This window comes from Lysobacter oculi (genome assembly GCF_003293695.1).
Taxonomy (GTDB): domain Bacteria; phylum Pseudomonadota; class Gammaproteobacteria; order Xanthomonadales; family Xanthomonadaceae; genus Solilutibacter; species Solilutibacter oculi.
Genome location: NZ_CP029556.1, coordinates 1,685,633 through 1,706,415 on the forward strand (window position 1 = coordinate 1,685,633; position 20,783 = coordinate 1,706,415).

Genomic DNA, 20,783 nt, shown 5'->3' on the forward strand with positions numbered 1-20,783 from the left:
TCGGGTTCATTGGCCGGAAGCGCCTCCGAACGAGGGCTCGATGCGCGAACGACGCGTGCGCGCGGCATCGCCGCCGGCGCTGCGCGGCATGCGGTCGAGCAGGCGGGCGAGCGTGGCGCGGGTGCGGTCACCGGCTTCGGCCAGCGCATCGGCGGCCACGCTGGCGGCTTCGCGCACCGGGGTGGCGGCGGGCTGCACCGGCTTGGTGGCTTCGGCCACGGGCGCGGCGGCGGTATTCGGCATCGAGGCTTCGCGGCGCAGGGCGACCTGGCGGCGTGCGCGTTCGAACTCCCACGACACGCGCAGCAGAAGCCCCATCGCCACGCACGTCACCAGGATGCTGGAACCACCGGAGGAAATCAGCGGCAGGGTCAGGCCCTTGGTCGGCAGCAGGCCCAGGTTCACGCCGATCGACACGAACGCCTGTAGCGCGATCCACAGGCCGATGCCGAACGCCAGGTAGCCGGAAAAATGACGGCGCATCTCGACGCACTTCAGGCCCAGCCAGAACGCGCGCCCGACCAGTCCCGCGTACAGCGCGATGACCGTGCAGACGCCGACGAAGCCGAGCTCCTCGGCGATCACCGCCATGATGAAGTCGGTATAGGCCTCGGGCAGGTAGGACAGTTTCTGTACCGAGCCGCCCAGCCCCACGCCCCAGAATTCGCCGCGACCGACCGCCATCAGCGCGTTGGTCAGCTGGTAGCCGCTGCCGAACGGATCGGCCCACGGGTTGCGGAACGACACCATGCGCTCCACGCGGTACGGCTCCAGCAGGATCATCAGTGCCAGCAGCGGAATGGCCGCGAGCGCCGGCAGCACCATGCGCGGCATGTTCACGCCACCCAGCACCATCATGCCGGCGGTGATCGCCAGCACCAGCGCGGTGGTACCGAAATCCTTCTGCACGCCGAGCAGGATCACCGAGAACGCGGCGGCCACGCCGAAGGCCTTGAACATCGCGGTCCAGGTGCCCTTCACTTCTTCGGAGAAGCGCGCCAGGTAGCTGGCCAGCCAGACGATCAGCACCAGCTTCACCGCCTCGGCCGGCTGGAAGCCGATCGGCCCCAGGCTGACCCAGCGGCGCGCGCCCTTCACCGTGTGGCCGATGCCCGGCACCAGCACCAGCAGCAGGATGAGGATGCCGATGATCGGCAGCAGCCGGCTGTGCTGTTCGATGCCGCGGATGTCGCCCCGCGTCATCACCACGGCGGCCAGCACGATGCCCAGCCCGAGATACATCACATGGCGGTTGAAGTAGTACAGCGGCGAGAGGTCGCGGCTCTCGGCGATCGCCAGCGAACTCGACGCCACCATCACCAGGCCGAGCGCGGCCAGCGCCAGCATGCAGCCGAGCAGCCACGGATCGAAGCGACCCTGGATCGCGTCGAAGCGGGTCGCCTGGCGGCTGGCGGCGGTGTCGTGGCGGCCGTCCATCAGCGCACCTTCAACGTGGCAAGGCCGACCAGCACCAGCACCACCGAGATGATCCAGAAGCGCACGATCACGCGCGGCTCGGGCCAGCCCTTCAGCTCGAAGTGGTGGTGGATCGGCGCCATCCGGAACACGCGCTTGCCGGTCAGCTTGAAGCTGCCGACCTGGATCATCACCGACAGCGTTTCGATGACGAAGATGCCGCCCATGATCACCAGCACCAGTTCCTGGCGCACGATCACCGCCAGCGTGCCGAGCACCGCGCCCAGCGCCAGCGCGCCGATGTCGCCCATGAACACCATGGCCGGATAGGTGTTGAACCAGAGGAAGCCGAGCCCCGCGCCGGCGATCGCCGTGCAGATGATCAGCAGCTCACCCGCACCGGGCACCGCCGGGATCTGCAGGTACTTGGAGAATTCCGCGTGGCCGGACGCATAGGCGAACACGCCCAGCGCGCAGGCCACCAGCACCGTCGGCATGATCGCCAGGCCATCCAGGCCGTCGGTCAGGTTGACCGCGTTGGAGAAGCCGACGATCCAGAAGTAGGCGATGGCGACGAAACCGATCCCGGCCAGCGGCAGCGCCACCGACTTGAACAGCGGCACGTAGAAGGTGGTCGCCGCCGGCACGCTGGCATAGGCGTAAAGGTAGATGCCGGCCGCCAGGCCGAGCAGCGACTGCAGCGCGTACTTGGTGCGCGAACGCATGCCGTTGGGATCGCGCTTGACGATCTTGATCCAGTCGTCCCACCAGCCGATGGCGCCGAAGCCCACCATCACCGCCAGCACCACCCACACGTACTTGTTGCGCAAGTCGCCCCACAGCAGCACCGAGGCGAGGATGGTGATCAGGATCAGCGCGCCGCCCATGGTCGGCGTGCCGGCCTTGGAGAAATGCGACTGCGGGCCGTCGGTGCGGATCGGCTGGCCGCCGCTTTTCAGCGAAGCCAGATAGCGGATCACCTTCGGGCCCCACCACAGCGACAGCGCCAAGGCGGTGAGCGCCGAGAGGATCGCGCGGAAGGTCAGGTACTGGAACAGGCCGAAGTGGCTCTGCAGCTGTTCCAGCCAGCGGAATAGTTCAAGCAGCATCGGTGCCCTCCCCTTGCAGCAGCGCGGCGACCACGCGATCCATCGCACTGCCGCGCGAACCCTTCACCAGCACGCGCACGCCTTCGCCCAGGCCGCCGGCCAGTGCATCGGCCAGCGCTTCATGCGTATCGAAGTGATGGGCGCCTTCGCCGAACGCCGTGGCGGCGTGCGCGGCCAGCGGCCCCATCGTGTACAGCCGCGCGATGCCGGCGGCCTTGGCGCGACGCCCGGCCTCGGCGTGCAGCGCGATTTCGTCATCGCCCAGTTCGCGCATATCGCCCAGCACCAGCCAGGCTTCGCCACCGCCCGCGGCCAGCGTGTCGATGGCGGCATTCGTCGAACCGGGGTTGGCGTTGTAGCTGTCGTCGATCAGTTCGGCGCCGTTCGCCAGCCGCCGCGCGACACCGCGACCGGCCACCGGCGTCGCCGCCTGCAGACCGGCACGGACCTGTTCGATGTCGAGCCCGGCGGCCAGCGCCATCGAGGCCGCGGCCAGCGCGTTGGCGATGTTGTGGCGGCCCGGCAGCGCCAGCGCGATGTCGGCATCGCCGACCGGCGTGACCAGGCGGAAGCGCGAGCCGGCGCGGTCCAGCGCGATGTCGCGCGCGCTGACGTCGGCACTGGCATCCAGCCCGAAGCGCAGGATGCGGCGGCCGTGCGCGCGCTCGGCGAAGTACGGCGCGAAGGCGTCGTCGGCATTGATCACCGCCACGCCGTCCGCACTCAGCGCGTCGTAGATCGCGGCCTTGGTGTCGGCCACGCCGAGCAGGCTGCCCATGCGTTCCAGATGCGCCGGCGCGATGTTGTTCACCAGCGACACATCGGGCCGCACGATATCGGTCAGGTACTGGATGTCGCCCGGCTTGCCCGCGCCCATCTCGTAGACGGCGAAGCGCGCGTCGTCGGGCGCGGCGATCAGCGCCAGCGGCAGGCCGATCTCGTTGTTGAAGTTGCCGGGGTTGGCGTACGCGCCGCCGGCCTGCGCCAGCACCGAGAGCAGCAGCGACTTGACGCTGGTCTTGCCGTTGCTGCCGGTGACCGCGAACACCCGGGTCGCGCGTTCGCGCTGCAGGCCGCGCGCGAGGGCGGCCAGTGCCAGTTCGGTGTTGGCGACGAGGATCTGCGGCACCTCCGCATCCACTTCGTTCGACACCAGCGCCGCGACCGCGCCGCGCTTCGCCGCGTCGGCGACATGCGCGTGGCCATCGAAATTTTCGCCCTTCAGCGCGACGAACAGCAGCGCGCGGCCATCGGCATCGGGCAGCGTGCGGGTGTCGGTGGAAACGCCTTCGACCACCGTCGCAGCATCGCCCCGCACCACCCGGCCACCGGCCAGCCGTGCGACGTCGGAAAGCGGCATCGGCTTCATGCGCGCGCCTCCAGCAGTTCGCGGGCGACGGCCAGGTCGTCAAAGGCGTGCTTGACGCCGTTCACTTCCTGATAGGTCTCGTGGCCCTTGCCGGCGATCAGCACGATGTCGTCCGCGCCCGCCTCGCCGATCGCGCGGGCAATCGCGGCGCGGCGGTCGCGCAGCACAAGGGCGCGTCCGGGGTGCGCGAAGCCGGCGACGATCTCGGCGACGATGCCATCGCCATCCTCGCCACGCGGGTTGTCGTCGGTGACGATGACGGTTTCCGACAGGCGCTCGGCGATCGCCGCCATCTGCGGACGCTTGCCGCGGTCGCGCTCGCCGCCGCAGCCGAACACGCAGGTCAGGCCGCCCTTGAGGTGCGCGCGCAGCGACTGCAGCGCCTGTTCCAGCGGATCGGGCTTGTGCGAGTAATCGACCACCACCAGCGGCCGCACGCCGTCGCCGCCGAGGCGGTTCATGCGCCCTGCGACCGGCTGCAGCGTCTCCAGCACGCCGACGATCTCACCGACGCCATGGCCTTCTGCCAGCAGCACGCCGGCCACCGTCAGCAGGTTGTCGATGTTGAAGCGGCCCAGCAGCGGCGACTGCACGCGCTGGCTGCGGCCATCGATGCGCAGGTCGAAGGCGATGCCGCGCGCGTCCAGCACCACGTTGTCCGCGGCCAGCTGCGCATCGGCCTTGCCCGACGCGGAAATGCCGATGCCGCGCACGTTCGACGGCAGCGACTGCATCAGGCGCGCGCCGAAGGCATCGTCGATGTTGATGACGGCGGCCTTCAGGCCGGTGCGCGCGAACAACTTGGCCTTGGCCGCGCCGTAGTTTTCCATGTTGCCGTGGTAGTCGAGATGGTCACGGGTGAGGTTGGTGAACACCGCGACGTCGTAATGCACGCCGTCCACGCGACCCTGGTCGAGTGCGTGCGAACTGACTTCCATCGCCACCGCGCGTGCACCGGCATCGCGTAGGCCGGCCAGCGCCGCGTGCATCGGCAGCACCAGCGGCGTGGTGAAGCCGGTCGCGACTTCCGCGCCATGCAGGCCGACGCCGAGCGTGCCGATGGTGCCGGTGCGCTGGCCAAGCTTTTCCAGCGACTGCGCGATCAGCTGCACGGTCGAGGTCTTTCCGCTGGTGCCGGTGACGCCGATCATCCGCATCGCCTTCGACGGCGCGCCGTGGAAGGCATCGCCCATCGCGCCGAGGCGCGCGCGCAGGTCCGGCACCGCGATGGCATGCGCCGGGGCCGGCAGGCCGATCGGCGCCGGCGGCTCGAACAGGATGGCGGCCGCGCCCTTCTCGCGCGCCTGCTCGACAAAGCCGAGCCCGTGCGCACCGAAGCCGGCGATGGCGACGAAGGCATCCCCCGGGCGCACCGAGCGGCTGTCCATCACCAGCCCACTGACCTTCAGGCCGGTGGGAATGCCCGGCACATCCGGCAGCAGTTCGGTCAGCAGCATGGTGCGGCTCATCGCGCCCCCTCCAGCGGTTCCGGCAACGGCTGCGGCAAAGCGGGTGCGACAGATGCAGTGGGCGTTGCGGGACGGGCGACCGCAGCCACCGGCGCACCGGTGGTGCTCTTGGCGCCCTTGGCCTGCGCGGCGATCCAGCTTTCGATGTCGTCCGGCGGCACGTCCTTCAAACGCAGCACGCCTTCCATCACGTTGTGGAAGACCGGGCCGGCGACCAGCCCGCCGTAGTACGAGCCCTGGCTCGGGTCGTTGACCGCCACCACCATCGCGTAACGCGGGTTGCGCACCGGCACCAGGCCGGCGAAATAGGCGACGTAACGGCGCGAGTAACCGCCACCGCTGGCCTTGCGCGCGGTGCCGGTCTTGCCGGCCACGTGATAGCCCAGGATCGCCGCCTGCGTGGCGGTGCCACCGGGCTCGGTGACCGTCTGCATCATCCGCACGATCGTGTGCGCCAGCTCGGGCGTGATCACCTGCTTGCGCTCGCCCTGCTGATCCTTGATGAAGGTCGGCTTGATCGACACGCCATCGTTGCCGAGCGTGGCGTAGGCATGCGCGATCTGCATCGGCGTGGCGCTGATCGCATAGCCGTAGGACATGGTCTGTTTGGTGGTGCCGTCCCAGCGCGAGGGCGGCGCGAACAGGCCGGCGGCCTCGCCCGGGAAACCGATGCCGGTGCGCTGGCCATAGCCGAACTTGTGGAAGAAGTCGTAGAGCTGCTGGTTGCTGAGCTTGCGCGCGATCAGCGACATGCCCACGTTCGAGCTCTTCTTGATCAGGCCGGTGGTGTCGAGCACGCCGTAGTTGTGCGTGTCGCTGGTGCGATAGCGGCCGTTGGCGATCCAGCCCGGGCTGGTGTTGAAGGTGGAATGCTCGTTGATGACGCCGGCCTCGAGCCCCGCTGCCACGGTCAGCGGCTTGATGGTGGAGCCCGGCTCGAACAGGTCGGTCAGCGCACGGTTGCGGTGCGCCTCGCGCGAGGCGCTGCCGATGTTGTTGGGGTTGAACGAAGGCGCATTCGCCATCGCCAGCACTTCGCCGGTCTCGACATCGAGCACCACCGCCGAGCCGCTGGTCGCGCCGCTCTGCTCGATCATCGCCTTGAGCTCGCGATAGGTCAGGTACTGGATGCGGCGGTCGATGGTCAGCCGCACGTCCTTGCCGGGCTGCGCCGCGCGCAGCAGGTCCACGTTCTCGACGATGCGGCCGCGGTTGTCGCGGATCACGCGCTTCAGGCCGGGCTGGCCGCGCAGCCAGTCATCGAGCGCCAGCTCCACGCCTTCCTGCCCGAAATCATCGACGTTGGTGAAGCCGAGCACGTGCGCGAAGGCCTCACCCTGCGGATAGAAGCGGCGGAACTCGCGCTGCGCGTACACGCCGGGAATGCCCATCGCCACCACGCGCTGCGCGATGGCCGGGTTGATGCGGCGCTTGACCCAGAGGAATTCCTTGTCGGCCTTCTGCGACACGCGGCGGCGCAGCTCGTCTTCGGAGACCTCAAGCGCGCGCGCCAGCTGGCGGATGCCGGTCGGCGACTTCGACAGCTCCTGCGGATTCACCCACACCGATTCGACCGGCGTGGACACCGCCAGCGGCTCGCCGTTGCGGTCGGTGATCATGCCGCGCGTGGTGGCGATTTCCACCTCGCGCTGGAAGCGTTCGTCGCCCTGCTTCTGGTAGAACTCGTTGTTGACCAGCTGCAGGTTCACCGCGCGGCCGACCAGCGCCATCGCGCACAGGCCCAGCCCGCCGCCGACCAGCAGGATGCGCTTGCGCACATCGAAACCCTGGCGGCCATTGCGGTTCGGCTGCGGGCGCTCGCGGCGCGGGTTGTCGGGGCGGCCGGGGCGGTTCACGGGCGCACCACCACGATCTCGTCGGCCTTCGGCAGCACCATGCCCAGGCGCTCGCGCGCCGTGCGGTCGATGAGCGTGCTTTCGGCCCACGTCGCCTGCTCAAGCTGCAGGCGGCTGAAGTCGACGTTGAGTTCGTCGCGGGTCTTTTCCAGCCGGTTGAGCTCGACGAACAGCTGGCGGTGGCGATGCCGCGCCATCACCACGCCCACGGCGGTGGCGATGTCGAGCGCGAGCAGCAGCAGGACAATGAAGCGCAGGCTCATGCGGCTTCCCCCCACTTCTCGGCCACGCGCAGCACCGCGCTGCGGGCGCGCGGATTGGCGCGGGTTTCGGCCTCGTCGGCCTTGATCGCGCCGCCGATCAGCTTCAGCGTCGGAGTGAACGCGACGGTGTCCGGGCGACGACGGTCGGTCGGCGGCGCCTTCGCCTTCGACGCCATGAAACGCTTGACGATGCGGTCTTCCAGCGAATGGAAGCTGATCACCGCGAGGCGGCCTTCCGGCTTGAGCGCGTCGTGCGCGGCGGCCAGACCGGCTTCCAGGTCTTCCAGCTCGCGGTTGATGTGGATGCGGATCGCCTGGAAGCTGCGGGTGGCGGGATGGATGCCGTCCTTGCCGCGCGGCATCACCGAGGCGATCAGCCCGGCCAGTTCCAGCGTGCGGGTGATCGGCGCTTCGGCGCGGCGGGCCACGATGGCGCGGGCGATGCGCCGGCTCATGCGTTCCTCGCCATAGGTCCAGAGCACGTCGGCGATCTCGCGCTCGTCGGCGCGGTTGATCCAGTCGGCGGCGCTCTGCCCGCGCGAATCGTCCATCCGCATGTCGAGCGGGCCGTCCTTGCCGAACGAGAAGCCGCGCTCGGCGACATCCAGCTGCGGCGACGACACGCCGAGGTCGAACAGCACGCCGTCGAGCCCGGCCGAAGCCGCCTCCCAATCCGCCAGTTCGGTGAAGCTGCCGTGGTGGATGGCCACGCGCGCATCGCCCCCGAAACGTGCCTGCGCCTCGGCGATCGCGGTCGGGTCCTTGTCCATGACCAGCAGGCGGCCGTGTTCGCCCAACCGGGCCAGCACGCCGGCCGCGTGGCCGCCGCGCCCGAAGGTGCCGTCGAGGTAGATGCCGTCGGCGCGCACGCGCAAACCGTCCAGCACCTGCGCGTACAACACCGGGAGATGCGAGGGGGCGGGTGTGGCGACGGTCGCAGCCGCGCTCACAAACGCAGCTCCATCATCTGCGGGCTGATGTTGCCGTCGCCGATGGTCTGGCGGATCTGCGCGTGGTGGGCCTGCTCGCTCCACACTTCCAGCTTGTTGCCCATGCCGAGCAGCACGGCCTTCTTTTCGATGCCGACCGCGGCGCGGTGGCTGGCCGGGATGGAGACGCGGCCGCTGCCGTCGGGCTCCACGATCGCCGCCGAGCCCACCAGCATCCGCTGCAGGCGGCGGTGTTCGAGAACCACGGTCGGCAGCGCGTTGATCTGGTCGCGGGCCTTTTCCCACTCCGCGTAGGGATAGAGGAAGAGGCTGCCGGGCTCGAACGGGTTGTAGGTGATCACCAGGCGGTTGCCGCACGCCTCCGTCACGAGCTCGCGCAGAGCCGTGGGGATGGTCAGACGACCCTTGTCGTCTATCGTGATGGCGGTCTCACCCTGGAACATGTCGTCAGGCGGCTGCGGTCTTCTGGAGGGGCGTCAGGATGACACAGGAAACCACAAATTCCCCGGATATCCCACTTCCCGCCACGATAGGATTCGCCCACAGCCTTGTCAACAGGTTCCGGCAGGTTTTTTTCAAGCCCGTCAATGACTTGCGCCAAACTTCAGAATTTGGACGAAGGTTTATCCACAAGCCCTTGTTCCGTCTCAAAACGTGAGACAGGCACCCTCCGTTCAGCTTGATTCATGAATACGAAGGCGGGGCCGACGCGCCGCTTCAAACGGCCGTTCCGCCCGCTGGCCGATGCCGGAATGCGCGATTTTTGCGGCCTGAGGAAAGTGGCGGAGCCGGCCGGTAAGCCGGGTTCTGTCGTGGACAGTCATTCCTCTCGGCCCTGCATCGCTGCAGGGCTCCAGCAACCTACCCGGAGGCGTCGCGGGTCACGACATCGCCTCCCTATTTGGTCTTGCTCCCGATGGGGTTTGCCGTGCCGGCCGGTTGCCCGGCTCGCGGTGCGCTCTTACCGCACCATTTCACCCTTGCCGTCCTGCCGGAGCAGTCTTGGGCGGTATCTTTCTGTTGCACTTTCCGTCGGCTCGCGCCGCCCAGGCGTTACCTGGCATCGCACCCTGTGGAGCCCGGACTTTCCTCGGCATCCGTATGGATGACGCGACTGTCTGGCCGGCTCCGCCGCGCGCATTCTGGCACGAAGCGCCGCTCAGCCGCCGCCGTAGAGCGCCTTGCGCGGGGCGCCGGTCAGTTCCGCGGCCAGTTTGGCGGCGGTCGAGGGCGGCAGGTGTTCGGCCAGCTTGGCGTAGACGCGGCGGCCTTCGGCCAGCCTGGCGTCGCCATCGTCGCCGGCGCCTTCGACCAGCACCACGAACTCGCCCTTCTGCTGGTGGGGGTCGATGTCGATGCGGCTTCGGAGTTCGCCGAGCGGCCCGTCGAGCACGGTTTCGAACAGTTTGGTCAGTTCCCGTGCGACCACGGCATGGCGGCCCGGGCCGAAGGCCGAAGCCGCATCGCCCATGAATTCCACGATCCGGTGCGAGGACTCATAGAAGATCAGCGTGCGCGGCTCGCCGGCCAGTGCCTGCAGGCGTTCGCGACGGGCGCCCGCCTTGGCCGGCAGGAAGCCCTCGAAGGCGAAGCGGTCGCTGGGCAGGCCGGCCACCGACAGGGCCGCGATCAACGCGCTGGCGCCGGGCACCGGCGAGACCCGGATGCCGGCCTCGCGGGCGGCGCGCACCAGCCGGTAGCCGGGGTCGCTGACCAGCGGCGTGCCGGCGTCCGAGACCAGGGCCAGCGATTCGCCGGCGGCCAGGCGCGCGACCAGGCGCGCGGCGATCTCGTCCTCGTTGTGCTCGTGCAGGGCGATGAGCGGGGTGTCGATGCCGAACTGCTGCAGCAGCGGGCGGGTGCGGCGGGTGTCCTCGGCGCAGATCGCGGCGACGGCCTTGAGCGTCTCGACCGCGCGCGGGCTCAGGTCGCCCAGGTTGCCGATGGGGGTGGCGACGACATGCAGGATGCCGGCGTTGTCAGGCTTCAATCGGGACTCCGGGCACGCGACGGGGCCGCCCGTTATACCGTGCGCGGCCCGGCGGCGCGGCCTGCACGTGGCAAAGCCGGCGGCACGCTCTAGAATCGACCGGTCTCCGACAGGATCGCGCCATGCGCCTCGCCCTCAAGCATTTCGTCCTTGCCGCCTGCATCGCCGGGCTGGCCGGCTGCGTCAGCGCGCCGACCCAGGCGCCGACAGCCCAGAACGAGGTCCAGTCGGCCGCCTTCCGCGAGGCCCACCAGCTGGCGCAGGCCGACGCGCGTGCGAATGCCGCCCGCATCGACAGCCTGCTGGGCTCGGTGGATGACGCCACCCTGTCGCGCCTGACCGGTGCATTGGCGGCGAACGACCCGCTGTATCCCTTCGCCGGCCGCGCGATGCTGGCCCGCGGCCTGAAGCCACCGTATCCCTTCAGCCGCGGCTTCAATTTCGATGGCCGTGCGCCGGCCGACCGCGACGGCTACCGCCCGCCGGCCAAGGTGGCGATCCTGCTGCCGATCTCCGGCAGCCTGTCGGCGGCGGCCAAGCCGGTCCGCGACGGTTTCCTGGCCGGCTATTACGCCGAGCGCCGGCAGCGCCCGACCATCACCTTCTATGACGCCGCCACCGGCGCCAGCGCCGCCTACCAGAAGGCCGTGGCCGATGGCGCCGATTACGTGGTCGGCCCGCTCGACCGCGAGCACGTCGGCGCGCTGTTCGCGCAGGGCGAGCTGCCGGTGCCGGTGCTGGCGCTCAACCGTGGCAGCAAGGCGCCGCCGCCGGGCAGCGTGAGCTTCTCGCTGGCACCGGAGGACGAAGGCACGGCCACCGCCGAATACCTGGTCGCGCATGGCGCGCGCAACGTGCTGGTGCTGGGCGGCGGCGACGACACCCTGCGCCGCACCAGCGCCGCCTTCCGCGAACGCCTGCAGGCGCGCGGCGGCAAGGTGATCGATTCCGTCGCGCTCGGCGGCACGCCCGAAGCGCTGGCCACTGAGCTCGCCGCCGCCACCGCCAAGGGGCCTGTCGATGCGATCTACTTCGCCGCCCGTGGCGACCAGGCCCGCGCCGCGATGCCGGTGATCAACGCCCAGCCCGCGCTGGCGAAGGCGCGTCGCGTGGCGGCCTCGCAGATCGCCAACAACCCCGGCAAGGGCGAGGACGCGATGCTGCTCGACGGCATCATCTTCCCCGGCGAATCGCTGGCCGCGCGTGCCCTGCCCGGCATGCCGTCCGACCCCGGCGCGCTGACCCCGACCGCGCGTGGCGCGGCGGCCCGCCTGTTCGCCTTCGGCTACGACGCCTGGCTGATCACTGCCTACCTGGAACGCCTGGCCAACGCCCCGCAGGACGCCCTGCCCGGCGCGACCGGCAACCTGCAGCTCGACGGCTTCGGCAACCTGCTGCGCGCGCCGACCTGGTCGGTGCTGCGCGGCGGCAGCGCCGTGCCGCTCGGTGGCCGCTGACGCCCGGCACCTTGCCGGCAGCGCGGCGGAACGGGCGGCCGCGCGACTGTTGACCGGCCGCGGCCTGCAGCAGGTCGATGCCAACGTGCGTTATCGCGATGGCGAGCTCGACCTGGTGATGCGCGACGGCGGCACGCTGGTCTTCGTGGAAGTGCGCTACCGCGCCAGCGAGGACTTCGGAGGGGCCGCGGCGTCGGTCACCCCGGCCAAGCAACGGCGGCTGATCCGCGCCGCCACCCGCTACCTGGCCGCGCATCGCGCCTACGCGCATCTGCCCTGCCGTTTCGATGTGGTCTGCGCCACCGGCGATCCGCAGGCGCCGGACATGCAATGGCTGCGGGCGGCGTTCGATGCGGGATGAGGCGGCTTTTCCTTGCGATGTCGCGCGGCGCGTGAGCCGCGTCGGACACGGATTCAGCGCCCGCTGAAATGAACATGGCCGGCACGCGCCGGCTGCCAGTCGCCCGCGTCGGTCCGCGCGCTGACGCCGCTGCCCGCCACCACCCGGCCGATCCGCGTGACCGCGACGCCCGAAGCCTTCGCCGCTTCGATCACCGCATCCGCGCGGTTAGGCGATGCGGTGAAGCACAGCTCATAGTCGTCTCCGCCGGTCGCCTGCCAGTCACGGCGGGTGTCGGCATCGACCTCCAACGCCGCCAGCGCGGGCGAGGCCGGCAAGGCATCGACCTCCACTTCCGCGCCCACGCCGCTGGCCGCGCAGACATGGCCAAGGTCGGCCAACAGGCCATCCGAAACATCGATGCAGGCGTTCGCGATGTCACGCAACGCACGCCCCAGACCGACGCGCGGCAGCGGCCGGTCCAGCCGTTCGCGCAGGGCAGCCGGCATCGCGATGCCGCGTTGCCAGAACGACAGCGCCGCCGCCGCATCGCCCAAGGTGCCGCTGACCCAGACCTCATCGCCCAGCCGTGCGCCATCACGCCGCAACGCCGCGCCGGCTTCGACGAAACCGATCACGCTCACGCACACCGACAGCGGCCAGCGCGTGGTGTCGCCGCCGACCAGCGCCACTTCGTGCTGCGCGGCGAGCGCGCTGAAACCGTCGAGGAAGCCGTCCACCCAGGCCATGTCCGCGTCGGGCATCGACAACGACAGGCTGCACCAGGCAGGCTGCGCGCCCATCGCGGCGAGGTCGGACAGGTTCACCGCCAGCGCCTTCCAGCCGATGTCGGCGGCCGCGGTCTCGGGCGGAAAGTGGATGCCGATGTTGATCGTGTCGGTGGCGACCGCCAGCTGCAGGCCGGGCGGCGGCTGCAGCAGGGCGGCGTCATCGCCGATGCCGAGCACCACGTCGCCACGCCGCGCGACGCGGGCGCGGATGCGGTCGATCAGCTGGAATTCGCCGGCCATTCGGCGCGTGGCTCAGCCGCGCGCGGCCTGCATCTCGACGCCGCGCCAGTCGGCGGCCAGCTTGTCGAGCACACCGTTGACGTAGGTGTGGGCGTGTTCGGCGCCGAAGCGCTTGACGGTCTCGATCGCCTCGTTGATGACGACGCGGTAGGGCACGTCGAGCCGATGCTTGAACTCATACGCGGCGATGCGCAGCACCGCGCGTTCGACCGGGTCCACTTCCGCCACGCTGCGGTCGTCCAGATGCGCGGCCAGGCCGGCATCCAGCGCTTCCTGATGCAGCATCACGCCGCGCACCAGGTCTTCGAAATATTCGAGGTCGGCGATCTCGTGCGCCTGCTCATGGGCGAACTGCGCGATCACCTGCTGCGCGTTGCCGCCCGACATCTGCCACGCGTACAGCGCCTGCATCGCGCGGCGGCGGGCACGGGTGCGATGCACCGGGTCGATGCCATGCGGTCGGCGGTTCGGCTTCATGCGGCGCGCTCCAGCAGGTTGGCCATCTCGATGGCGACCATCGCCGCCTCCTCGCCCTTGTTGCCGTGGCTGCCACCGGCGCGGGCCTCGGCGTCCTCGGCCTGTTCCACCGCCAGTACGCCGTTCATCACCGGCAGGCCGTACTTCAACGCGACCCGCATCAGGCCCTCGGAGCAACCGTCGGCGACGTGTTCGAAATGGCGGGTGTCACCGCGGATCACGCAGCCCAGCGCGATCAGCCCGGCGTAACGGTGGCTCGCCGCCAGACGCTCGGCCAGCACCGGGATTTCCCAGGCACCCGGCACGCGGAAGACGTCGACATCGGCCTCGTCCACGCCGTGGTCGGCCATCGCCTTGCGCGCGCCTTCGATCAGCGCCTCGGTCACCCGCGCGTTCCAGCGGCTGGCGAGGATCGCGAAGCGGGCACCTTCGGGGGCGCGCAGGTCGCCTTCGTAACTGGGCATCGGACTCTCGGGAAAACGCGGGCCGGCCAGTTTAACGCGGCGGCAGCGCCACGTATTCCACGACCTCCAGCCCGAAACCGCCCAGCCCCACCTGTTTGCGCGGCGTGCCGAGCACGCGCAGGCGTCGGTAGCCCAGGTCGGCCAGGATCTGGCTGCCGGCGCCGTTGCGTCGCCATTCGGCGGCCGGCGCGGGAGGGGGGGAGGCGGCTTCGTTGCGGATCCGCGCCAGCAGCGCATCGGCCTGCGGCACCGGTTCGGCCAGCAGCAGCAGCACGCCCTGCCCGGCCTCGGCAATCGCCGCCAGCACCTCGCCGCCGAGCGGCCCGAAGTCCTCGCGCTGCCAGTGCAACGCATCGGCCAGCACGTTCTGCATCTGCACGCGCACCAGCGCCGGCGAAGCCGCATCGGCCTCCCCCCGCTGCAGGGCGAAGTGCAGGCCGTGGGTCAGCCGGTCGCGGTAGGTATGCAGGACGAACGCGCCGTGGTCGGTGGCGATCCCGCGCGAATCGACGCGCTCGATGGTGTGCTCGGTTTCCAGCCGGTGGCGGATCAGCGCCTCGATCGAGCCGATCTTCAGCCCGTGCTCGCGCGCGAAGACTTCCAGCTCCGGGCGGCGCGCCATCGAGCCATCGGCGTTGAGGATCTCCACCAGCACGCCGGCCGGTTCCATGCCCGCCAGCAGCGCCAGGTCGCTGGCCGCCTCGGTGTGGCCGGCGCGGCTCAGCACGCCGCCGGGCTGTGCCTGCAGCGGGAAGATGTGGCCGGGCTGCGCGAGGTCGGCGGCGGTCGCGTCCGGGCGCACGGCGGTGCGGACGGTATGCGCGCGGTCATAGGCGCTGATGCCGGTGGTGACGCCTTCGGCGGCCTCGATCGACACGGTGAAATTGGTGTGGTGCGGCGAGGTGTTGTCGCGGACCATCGGCGGCAGGCCCAGCTGGCGGCAGCGCTCGCGGGTCAGCGACAGGCAGACCAGCCCGCGCGCGTGGGTGACCATGAAGTTGATGTCGGAGGGCCGCACCAGTTCGGCGGCCATGATCAGGTCGCCCTCGTTCTCGCGGTCCTCGTCATCGACGATGACCACCATCCGCCCGGCGCGGATTTCCTCAAGCAGTTCGGGGATGGAAGCAAAACTCACGCGTCACGCTCCTGCAGCAGCCGCTCGACGTAGCGCGCGACCAGATCGATTTCGAGATTGACCGCATCGCCCACCCGCGTTTCGGCGAAGGCGGTATGCGACACGGTGTGGGGGATGAGGGCGACGTCGAAGCTTTCCGCATCGACCGCGTTGACGGTCAGGCTGACGCCATCGACGCAGATCGAGCCCTTCTTCGCCACGTATTTCGCCAGCGCCTTGGGCACCGAGAAACGCCAGCGCTGGGCGCGCGCATCCTTGTGCACATCCAGCACCCGGCCGACGCCATCGACATGGCCGCTGACCAGATGCCCGCCGAGGCGGTCCTGCGCCTGCAGCGCGCGTTCGAGATTGAGCGGCTGGCCTTCGCGCAAGGCGCCGAGCGTGGTCAGCGCCAGCGTTTCGGTGGAGGCATCGGCGGCGAAGGACCGCGCGTCGAAAGCGACCACGGTCAGGCAGACGCCGTTGACCGCGATGCTCTCGCCCATCTCCACGCCGGTGAACGGCAGCGAGCCGGTGTCGATGTGGATGCGGACGTCGCCGCCGCGCGGCTCCAGCGCACGCAGGCGCCCGACGCCCTGGATCAGGCCGGTGAACATGTGTCCTCCCTGCGGCATGCGTGCACCATGCTCACGCCGCGCTTTCCGGCGCCAGCAGCAGGCGCATGTCGGGCCCGACCTGGCGCACGTCGAGCATCCTGAGCTTGAAGGCCTCGGCCATCGACTGGATGCCGAGGCCGTCGAACATCGGCCGCGCCGCATCGCCAAGCAACACCGGCGCGACATAGACCAGCAGTTCGTCAACCAGCCCGGCGTGGAGGAAGGCGCCGGCCAGCGTCGCGCCGGTTTCCACCTGCACCTCGTTGATCTCGCGGCGTGCGAGTTCGGCCAGCACCGCCGGCAGGTCGAGCATCCCGCGTTGCAGGGGCACCGGGTGGCGCTGCAGGGCGATGTCACGCGGCGGCTTGGCATCCGGCGCGTGGAAATAGAGCGTGGGCACGTCGCCCTCGCGCACATTGCCGCGCGCGACGGTGGCCAGGCCCGGGTCCAGCACCACGCGCAGCGGCGCGATGAAGTCGTCGCCAGCGGCCAGGCGCACGGTGAGGTGCGGATCGTCGGCCAGCACGGTGCCGGCGCCGGTCAGCAACGCACCGCAGCGGGCGCGCCAGCGATGCACGTCCTCGCGCGACTCGGCGCTGGTGATCCATTTCGATTCGCCATTGGCGAGCGCAGTGCGCCCATCGAGGCTCACGCCCAGCTTGACCCGCAGCCACGGCCGGCCGCGTTCGATGCGCGAGAAGAAGGCGCGGTTGAGCGCGCGCGCCTGCGGTTCCATCAGGCCGGAGGCGACTTCGATGCCGGCCGCGCGCAGCCGCTCGAAACCGGCGCCATCCACCTGCGGGAAAGGGTCGCGCATCGCCGCGATGACTTTGGCCACGCCCGCTTCCACCAGTGCATCCGCGCACGGCCCGGTGCGACCGGTATGCGCGCAGGGTTCCAGCGTGACGTAGGCGGTCGCGCCTTTCGCGTTTCCGTGGGCGGCCTGCAACGCGGCGATCTCCGCATGCGGGCCACCTGCGCGCTCATGCCAGCCTTCGCCGACGATCTCGCCATCGCGCACCAGCACGCAGCCGACCATCGGATTGGGCTTGGCGGTGAACTGCGCGCGCTCGGCCAGCCGCAGGGCACGGGCCATCAGCGCATGGTCGAATTCGTTGAAGCCTTCGCTCATTTGCGCTTCTTCTCGCTGCGCGCAGCCAGGCCACCCAGCAAAGGCAGCTGGCCCTCACCGGGCAGGTCGCGTTCCAGCCGGTCCAGTTCCTCGCGGAAATCGGCCACGTCTTCGAACGACCGGTAGACCGAGGCGAAACGCACGAAGGCGACCTGGTCGAGCTTGCGCAGTTCCGCCATCACGAAATCACCGACGCGGCGCGAAGGCAGTTCGCGCTCGGCGGTCATGCGCAGGCCGTGGACCACGGCGCGCACCGCCGCTTCGATCTGCTCTTCCGACACCGGCCGCTTGTGCAACGCGCGGTCGAAGCTCTGGCGCAGCTTGCGGGCATCGAAGGGCTCTCGGCGGCCATCGGACTTGATGATCACCGGCAGCTTGAGTTCGATGGTTTCGATCGTCGAAAACCGCTCACCGCAGGCCTCGCATTCGCGGCGACGGCGGATCGTCGCGCCGTCATCGCTGACGCGCGAATCGATCACGCGGGTGTCACTGTGCTGGCAGAAAGGGCAGTGCAAGACTCAGCCGTAGACCGGGAACTGCTTGCACTGCTTTTCGACGTTCTCGCGCACGCCGGCAATCACGTTCTCGTCGGCCGGTGCATCCAGCACATCGCAGATCCAGTGGGCCAGCGCCACGCAATCGGGTTCCCTGTAGCCGCGCGTGGTGACCGCCGGCGTGCCGATGCGCAGCCCGGAGGTGACGAACGGCTTGCGTGGATCGTTGGGCACCGAATTCTTGTTGACGGTGATGTGCGCCTTGCCCAGCGCTTCCTCGGCATCCTTGCCGCTGACCGGCTTGCCGATCATGTCGATCAGCATCAGGTGGTTCTGGGTGCCGCCGGACACGATCTTGTAGCCGCGCTTGATGATGACGTCGGCCATCGCCTGCGCGTTCTTCACCACCTGCGCCTGGTAGTCCTTGAACGCGGGGTTCAGCGCTTCCTTGAAGGCCACCGCCTTCGCCGCGATGACATGCATCAGCGGCCCGCCCTGGATGCCCGGGAAGACGATCGACTGCAGCTTCTTCACCAAGTCCTCGTCGGCACCCTTGGCCACGATGATGCCGCCGCGCGGCCCGCGCAGCGTCTTGTGCGTGGTCGATGTCACCACGTGCGCGTGCGGCAGCGGGCTCGGGTACACGCCCGCCGCGACCAGCCCGGCCACGTGCGCCATGTCCACGAAGAAAATCGCGCCCACCTTGTCGGCGATCCCGCGCATCCGCTTCCAGTCCACCACCTGCGAATACGCGCTGAAGCCGCCGACCAGCATCTTCGGCTTGTGCTCGATGGCGAGGCGTTCGACCTCGTCGTAATCGATCAGGCCTTCATCGTTGACGCCGTACTGCACGGCGTTGAACAGCTTGCCGCTGACGTTGACCTTCGCGCCGTGGGTGAGATGGCCGCCGTGCGCCAGCGACATGCCGAGGATGGTGTCGCCCGGCTGCAGCAGCGCGAGATACACGGCCTGGTTGGCCTGGCTGCCGGAATGCGGCTGCACGTTGGCGTAGTCGCAGTCATAGAGCTGCTTGAGGCGGTCGATGGCCAGCTGCTCGGCGATGTCCACGAACTCGCATCCACCGTAATAGCGCTTGCCCGGATAGCCTTCCGCGTACTTGTTGGTGAGCTGGCTGCCCTGCGCTTCCATCACCATCGGGCTGCAGTAGTTCTCCGACGCGATCAGCTCGACATGGTCCTCCTGGCGGCGGACCTCGCCATCGATGGCCTTGGACAGGTCGGGGTCGAAGGATGCGATGCGCGCGTCGCGCTTGAACATGGCCAGCTCCGGAGTCTGGGGGAAGGAAAGTCCCGATTGTAGGCGCCGGGGCCGCCACTTCCTATTTCCGCGGGCCGGAACCGGGCGAAGGCCGCTATAATCGCCGCATCCCGAAGCCCTCCCCGCCGGGCTGCCCCGCAGCGCCGGCCATCCGCACGCGGAGCCTCCATGTCCTCGCAATACATCTACACCATGAACCGGGTGTCCAAGGTCGTGCCGCCGAAGCGGCAGATCATCAAGGACATCTCGCTCTCCTTCTTCCCCGGCGCCAAGATCGGCCTGCTCGGCCTGAACGGTGCCGGCAAGTCGACCGTGCTCAGGATCATGGCCGGCGTCGATACCGATTTCGAAGGCGAGGCCCGCCCGCAGCCCGGCACCAAGGTCGGCTACCTGGAGCAGGAGCCGCGCCTGAACCCGGAACAGACCGTGCGCGAAGCGGTCGAGGAAGGCGTCGGCGAGGTCCTGCAGGCGCAGGCCGCGCTGGATGCGGTCTATGCCGCCTATGCAGAGGAAGGCGCGGATTTCGACGCGCTGGCCAAGGAGCAGGAGCGCCTTGAAGCGATCCTCGCCGCCGGTGACGCACACACGCTGGAAAACCAGCTGGAAGTCGCCGCCGATGCACTGCGCCTGCCGCCCTGGGATGCGGTGATCGGCAAGCTCTCGGGTGGCGAGAAGCGCCGTGTCGCGCTGTGCCGCCTGCTGCTGCAGAAGCCGGACATGCTGCTGCTCGACGAACCGACCAACCACCTCGACGCCGAATCGGTCGAGTGGCTGGAGCAGTTCCTGGCCCGCTACAGCGGCACCGTGGTGGCGGTGACCCACGACCGCTACTTCCTCGACAACGCCGCCGAGTGGATCCTTGAACTCGACCGCGGCCGCGGCATTCCGTGGAAGGGCAACTACACCGACTGGCTGGTCCAGAAGGACGACCGCCTGAAGCAGGAAGAGAACCAGGAAAAAGCGCGCCAGAAGGCCATCCAGAAGGAACTGGAATGGGCGCGGCAGAACGCCAAGGGCGGCCGCAGCAAGGGCAAGGCGCGACTCGCGCGACTTGACGAGCTGCAGTCGCAGGACTACCAGAAGCGCAACGAGACCAACGAGATCTTCATCCCGCCGGGCGAGCGCCTGGGCAACTCGGTGATCGAGTTCAAGAACGTGACCAAGAAGTTCGGCGACCGCCTGCTCATCGACAACCTGTCGATGATCATTCCGCCGGGCGCGATCGTCGGCATCATCGGTCCCAACGGCGCCGGCAAGTCCACGCTGTTCAAGATGATCACCGGGCAGGAAAAGCCGGATTCCGGCGAGATCGTGATCGGCCCGACGGTCAACCTGTCGTACGTGGACCAGAGCCGCGACAAGCTGGAAGGCAACCACAACGTCTTCCAGGAAATCGCCGGCGGCCTGGACATCCTCAACATCAACGGCATCGAGATCCAGTCGCGCGCCTACATCGGCCGCTTCAACTTCAAGGGCCAGGACCAGCAGAAGATGGTCGGCTCGCTGTCGGGCGGTGAACGTGGCCGCCTGCACATGGCGAAGACGCTGCTGCAGGGCGGCAACGTGCTGCTGCTCGACGAACCGTCGAACGATCTCGACATCGAAACCCTGCGTGCGCTCGAAGACGCGCTGCTGGAGTTCCCGGGCAACACGTTCGTGATCAGCCATGACCGCTGGTTCCTGGACCGCATCGCCACGCACATCCTCGCCTTCGAGGGCGACTCGCACGTGGAGTTCTTCCAGGGCAATTACCGCGAGTACGAGGAAGACAAGAAGCGCCGCATGGGCGACGACGCCGGCCCGAAGCGCCTGCGCTTCAAGGCGTTGAAGTAAGACGCACCGTCCAGCGATGGCCGTTGCCGTCGCGGACTAGCGTTGAAGTAACGGACACGGGGCGCGGCCATCGGGTGGTCGCTCCTCCCTCGGTCGGGGCTTCCTGCCCCGACTCGGGCGCGCG

20 protein-coding genes and 1 other RNA gene are annotated in these 20,783 nt (G+C 69.2%); 3 read left to right on the plus strand and 18 right to left on the minus strand.

Annotated features, from left to right (window positions below; all coding sequences use genetic code 11):
* Positions 1–6: 6 nt before the first annotated feature.
* From ftsW to rsmI, 10 genes are all read right to left on the minus strand, one after another.
* On the minus strand, positions 7–1,437 hold the full coding sequence (ftsW, locus tag DCD74_RS08145; RefSeq protein WP_112926870.1) for a putative lipid II flippase FtsW: 1,431 nt from the start codon (positions 1,435–1,437) through the stop codon (positions 7–9).
* On the minus strand, positions 1,437–2,525 hold the full coding sequence (gene mraY, locus DCD74_RS08150) for a phospho-N-acetylmuramoyl-pentapeptide-transferase (RefSeq protein ID WP_112926871.1): 1,089 nt from the start codon (positions 2,523–2,525) through the stop codon (positions 1,437–1,439). The genes ftsW and mraY overlap by 1 nt, the downstream gene beginning before the upstream one ends.
* Positions 2,515–3,894 carry a UDP-N-acetylmuramoyl-tripeptide--D-alanyl-D-alanine ligase gene (locus DCD74_RS08155; RefSeq protein ID WP_112926872.1) on the minus strand — a complete coding sequence of 460 codons (1,380 nt, stop codon included), beginning with the start codon at positions 3,892–3,894 and terminating at the stop codon, positions 2,515–2,517. Before DCD74_RS08155 ends, mraY begins: the two co-directional genes overlap by 11 nt.
* Complete coding sequence (locus tag DCD74_RS08160) at positions 3,891–5,363, minus strand: UDP-N-acetylmuramoyl-L-alanyl-D-glutamate--2,6-diaminopimelate ligase (protein ID WP_112926873.1); 1,473 nt, start codon at positions 5,361–5,363, stop codon at positions 3,891–3,893. Before DCD74_RS08160 ends, DCD74_RS08155 begins: the two co-directional genes overlap by 4 nt.
* The gene (locus DCD74_RS08165; protein ID WP_237049702.1) at positions 5,360–7,141 is read right to left on the minus strand and encodes a peptidoglycan D,D-transpeptidase FtsI family protein; all 1,782 of its coding nucleotides are present in this window, start codon (positions 7,139–7,141) and stop codon (positions 5,360–5,362) included. Before DCD74_RS08165 ends, DCD74_RS08160 begins: the two co-directional genes overlap by 4 nt.
* Positions 7,142–7,215: 74 nt before the next feature.
* The gene (gene ftsL / locus DCD74_RS08170; protein ID WP_112926874.1) at positions 7,216–7,482 is read right to left on the minus strand and encodes a cell division protein FtsL; all 267 of its coding nucleotides are present in this window, start codon (positions 7,480–7,482) and stop codon (positions 7,216–7,218) included.
* Positions 7,479–8,432 carry a 16S rRNA (cytosine(1402)-N(4))-methyltransferase RsmH gene (rsmH, locus tag DCD74_RS08175; RefSeq protein ID WP_112926875.1) on the minus strand — a complete coding sequence of 318 codons (954 nt, stop codon included), beginning with the start codon at positions 8,430–8,432 and terminating at the stop codon, positions 7,479–7,481. The genes ftsL and rsmH overlap by 4 nt, the downstream gene beginning before the upstream one ends.
* The gene (gene mraZ, locus DCD74_RS08180; RefSeq protein WP_112926876.1) at positions 8,429–8,875 is read right to left on the minus strand and encodes a division/cell wall cluster transcriptional repressor MraZ; all 447 of its coding nucleotides are present in this window, start codon (positions 8,873–8,875) and stop codon (positions 8,429–8,431) included. Before mraZ ends, rsmH begins: the two co-directional genes overlap by 4 nt.
* 337 nt (positions 8,876–9,212) lie before the next feature.
* Positions 9,213–9,562: RNase P RNA component class A (gene rnpB, locus DCD74_RS08185), an RNA gene on the minus strand.
* Positions 9,563–9,591: 29 nt separating this feature from the next.
* Complete coding sequence (rsmI, locus tag DCD74_RS08190; RefSeq protein ID WP_112926877.1) at positions 9,592–10,422, minus strand: 16S rRNA (cytidine(1402)-2'-O)-methyltransferase; 831 nt, start codon at positions 10,420–10,422, stop codon at positions 9,592–9,594.
* 122 nt (positions 10,423–10,544) lie between these two features.
* Between rsmI and DCD74_RS08195 the strand changes: the two genes are divergently transcribed.
* Together DCD74_RS08195 and DCD74_RS08200 are read left to right on the plus strand one after the other, a co-directional pair.
* Entirely contained in the window at positions 10,545–11,879 is a 1,335-nt protein-coding gene (locus DCD74_RS08195; RefSeq protein ID WP_112926878.1) for a penicillin-binding protein activator, read from the plus strand.
* Positions 11,869–12,240: a YraN family protein gene (locus DCD74_RS08200; RefSeq protein ID WP_112926879.1), complete on the plus strand. Its 372-nt coding sequence runs from the start codon at positions 11,869–11,871 to the stop codon at positions 12,238–12,240. Before DCD74_RS08195 ends, DCD74_RS08200 begins: the two co-directional genes overlap by 11 nt.
* A 53-nt stretch (positions 12,241–12,293) precedes the next feature.
* Here the strand turns inward: DCD74_RS08200 and thiL are convergent, their stop codons facing one another.
* Genes thiL through glyA form a run of 8 tightly spaced genes read right to left on the minus strand, consistent with a single transcriptional unit; the run spans position 12,294 to position 18,826 of the window.
* Positions 12,294–13,250: a thiamine-phosphate kinase gene (thiL, locus tag DCD74_RS08205; protein ID WP_112926880.1), complete on the minus strand. Its 957-nt coding sequence runs from the start codon at positions 13,248–13,250 to the stop codon at positions 12,294–12,296.
* 12 nt (positions 13,251–13,262) lie between these two features.
* Positions 13,263–13,727 (minus strand): transcription antitermination factor NusB, encoded by a 465-nt coding sequence (nusB, locus tag DCD74_RS08210; RefSeq protein WP_112926881.1) that lies wholly within the window; start codon positions 13,725–13,727, stop codon positions 13,263–13,265.
* Positions 13,724–14,191, minus strand: coding sequence for a 6,7-dimethyl-8-ribityllumazine synthase (gene ribH, locus DCD74_RS08215; RefSeq protein WP_112926882.1), 468 nt, complete (start codon positions 14,189–14,191; stop codon positions 13,724–13,726). The genes nusB and ribH overlap by 4 nt, the downstream gene beginning before the upstream one ends.
* A 31-nt stretch (positions 14,192–14,222) precedes the next feature.
* Entirely contained in the window at positions 14,223–15,326 is a 1,104-nt protein-coding gene (ribB, locus tag DCD74_RS08220) for a 3,4-dihydroxy-2-butanone-4-phosphate synthase (RefSeq protein WP_112926883.1), read from the minus strand.
* Positions 15,323–15,922 (minus strand): riboflavin synthase, encoded by a 600-nt coding sequence (locus DCD74_RS08225; RefSeq protein WP_112926884.1) that lies wholly within the window; start codon positions 15,920–15,922, stop codon positions 15,323–15,325. The genes ribB and DCD74_RS08225 overlap by 4 nt, the downstream gene beginning before the upstream one ends.
* Before the next feature lie 31 nt (positions 15,923–15,953).
* A complete protein-coding gene (gene ribD / locus DCD74_RS08230) occupies positions 15,954–17,054 on the minus strand; it encodes a bifunctional diaminohydroxyphosphoribosylaminopyrimidine deaminase/5-amino-6-(5-phosphoribosylamino)uracil reductase RibD (protein WP_112926885.1) in 1,101 nt (366 codons plus the stop codon).
* Positions 17,051–17,569 (minus strand): transcriptional regulator NrdR, encoded by a 519-nt coding sequence (nrdR, locus tag DCD74_RS08235; protein ID WP_112926886.1) that lies wholly within the window; start codon positions 17,567–17,569, stop codon positions 17,051–17,053. Before nrdR ends, ribD begins: the two co-directional genes overlap by 4 nt.
* Positions 17,570–17,572: 3 nt before the next feature.
* Positions 17,573–18,826: a serine hydroxymethyltransferase gene (glyA, locus tag DCD74_RS08240; protein WP_112926887.1), complete on the minus strand. Its 1,254-nt coding sequence runs from the start codon at positions 18,824–18,826 to the stop codon at positions 17,573–17,575.
* A 168-nt stretch (positions 18,827–18,994) separates the two neighbouring features.
* Between glyA and ettA the strand changes: the two genes are divergently transcribed.
* Positions 18,995–20,659, plus strand: a complete 1,665-nt coding sequence (gene ettA, locus DCD74_RS08245) for an energy-dependent translational throttle protein EttA (protein WP_112926888.1) — start codon at positions 18,995–18,997, stop codon at positions 20,657–20,659.
* Positions 20,660–20,783 lie beyond the last annotated feature (124 nt).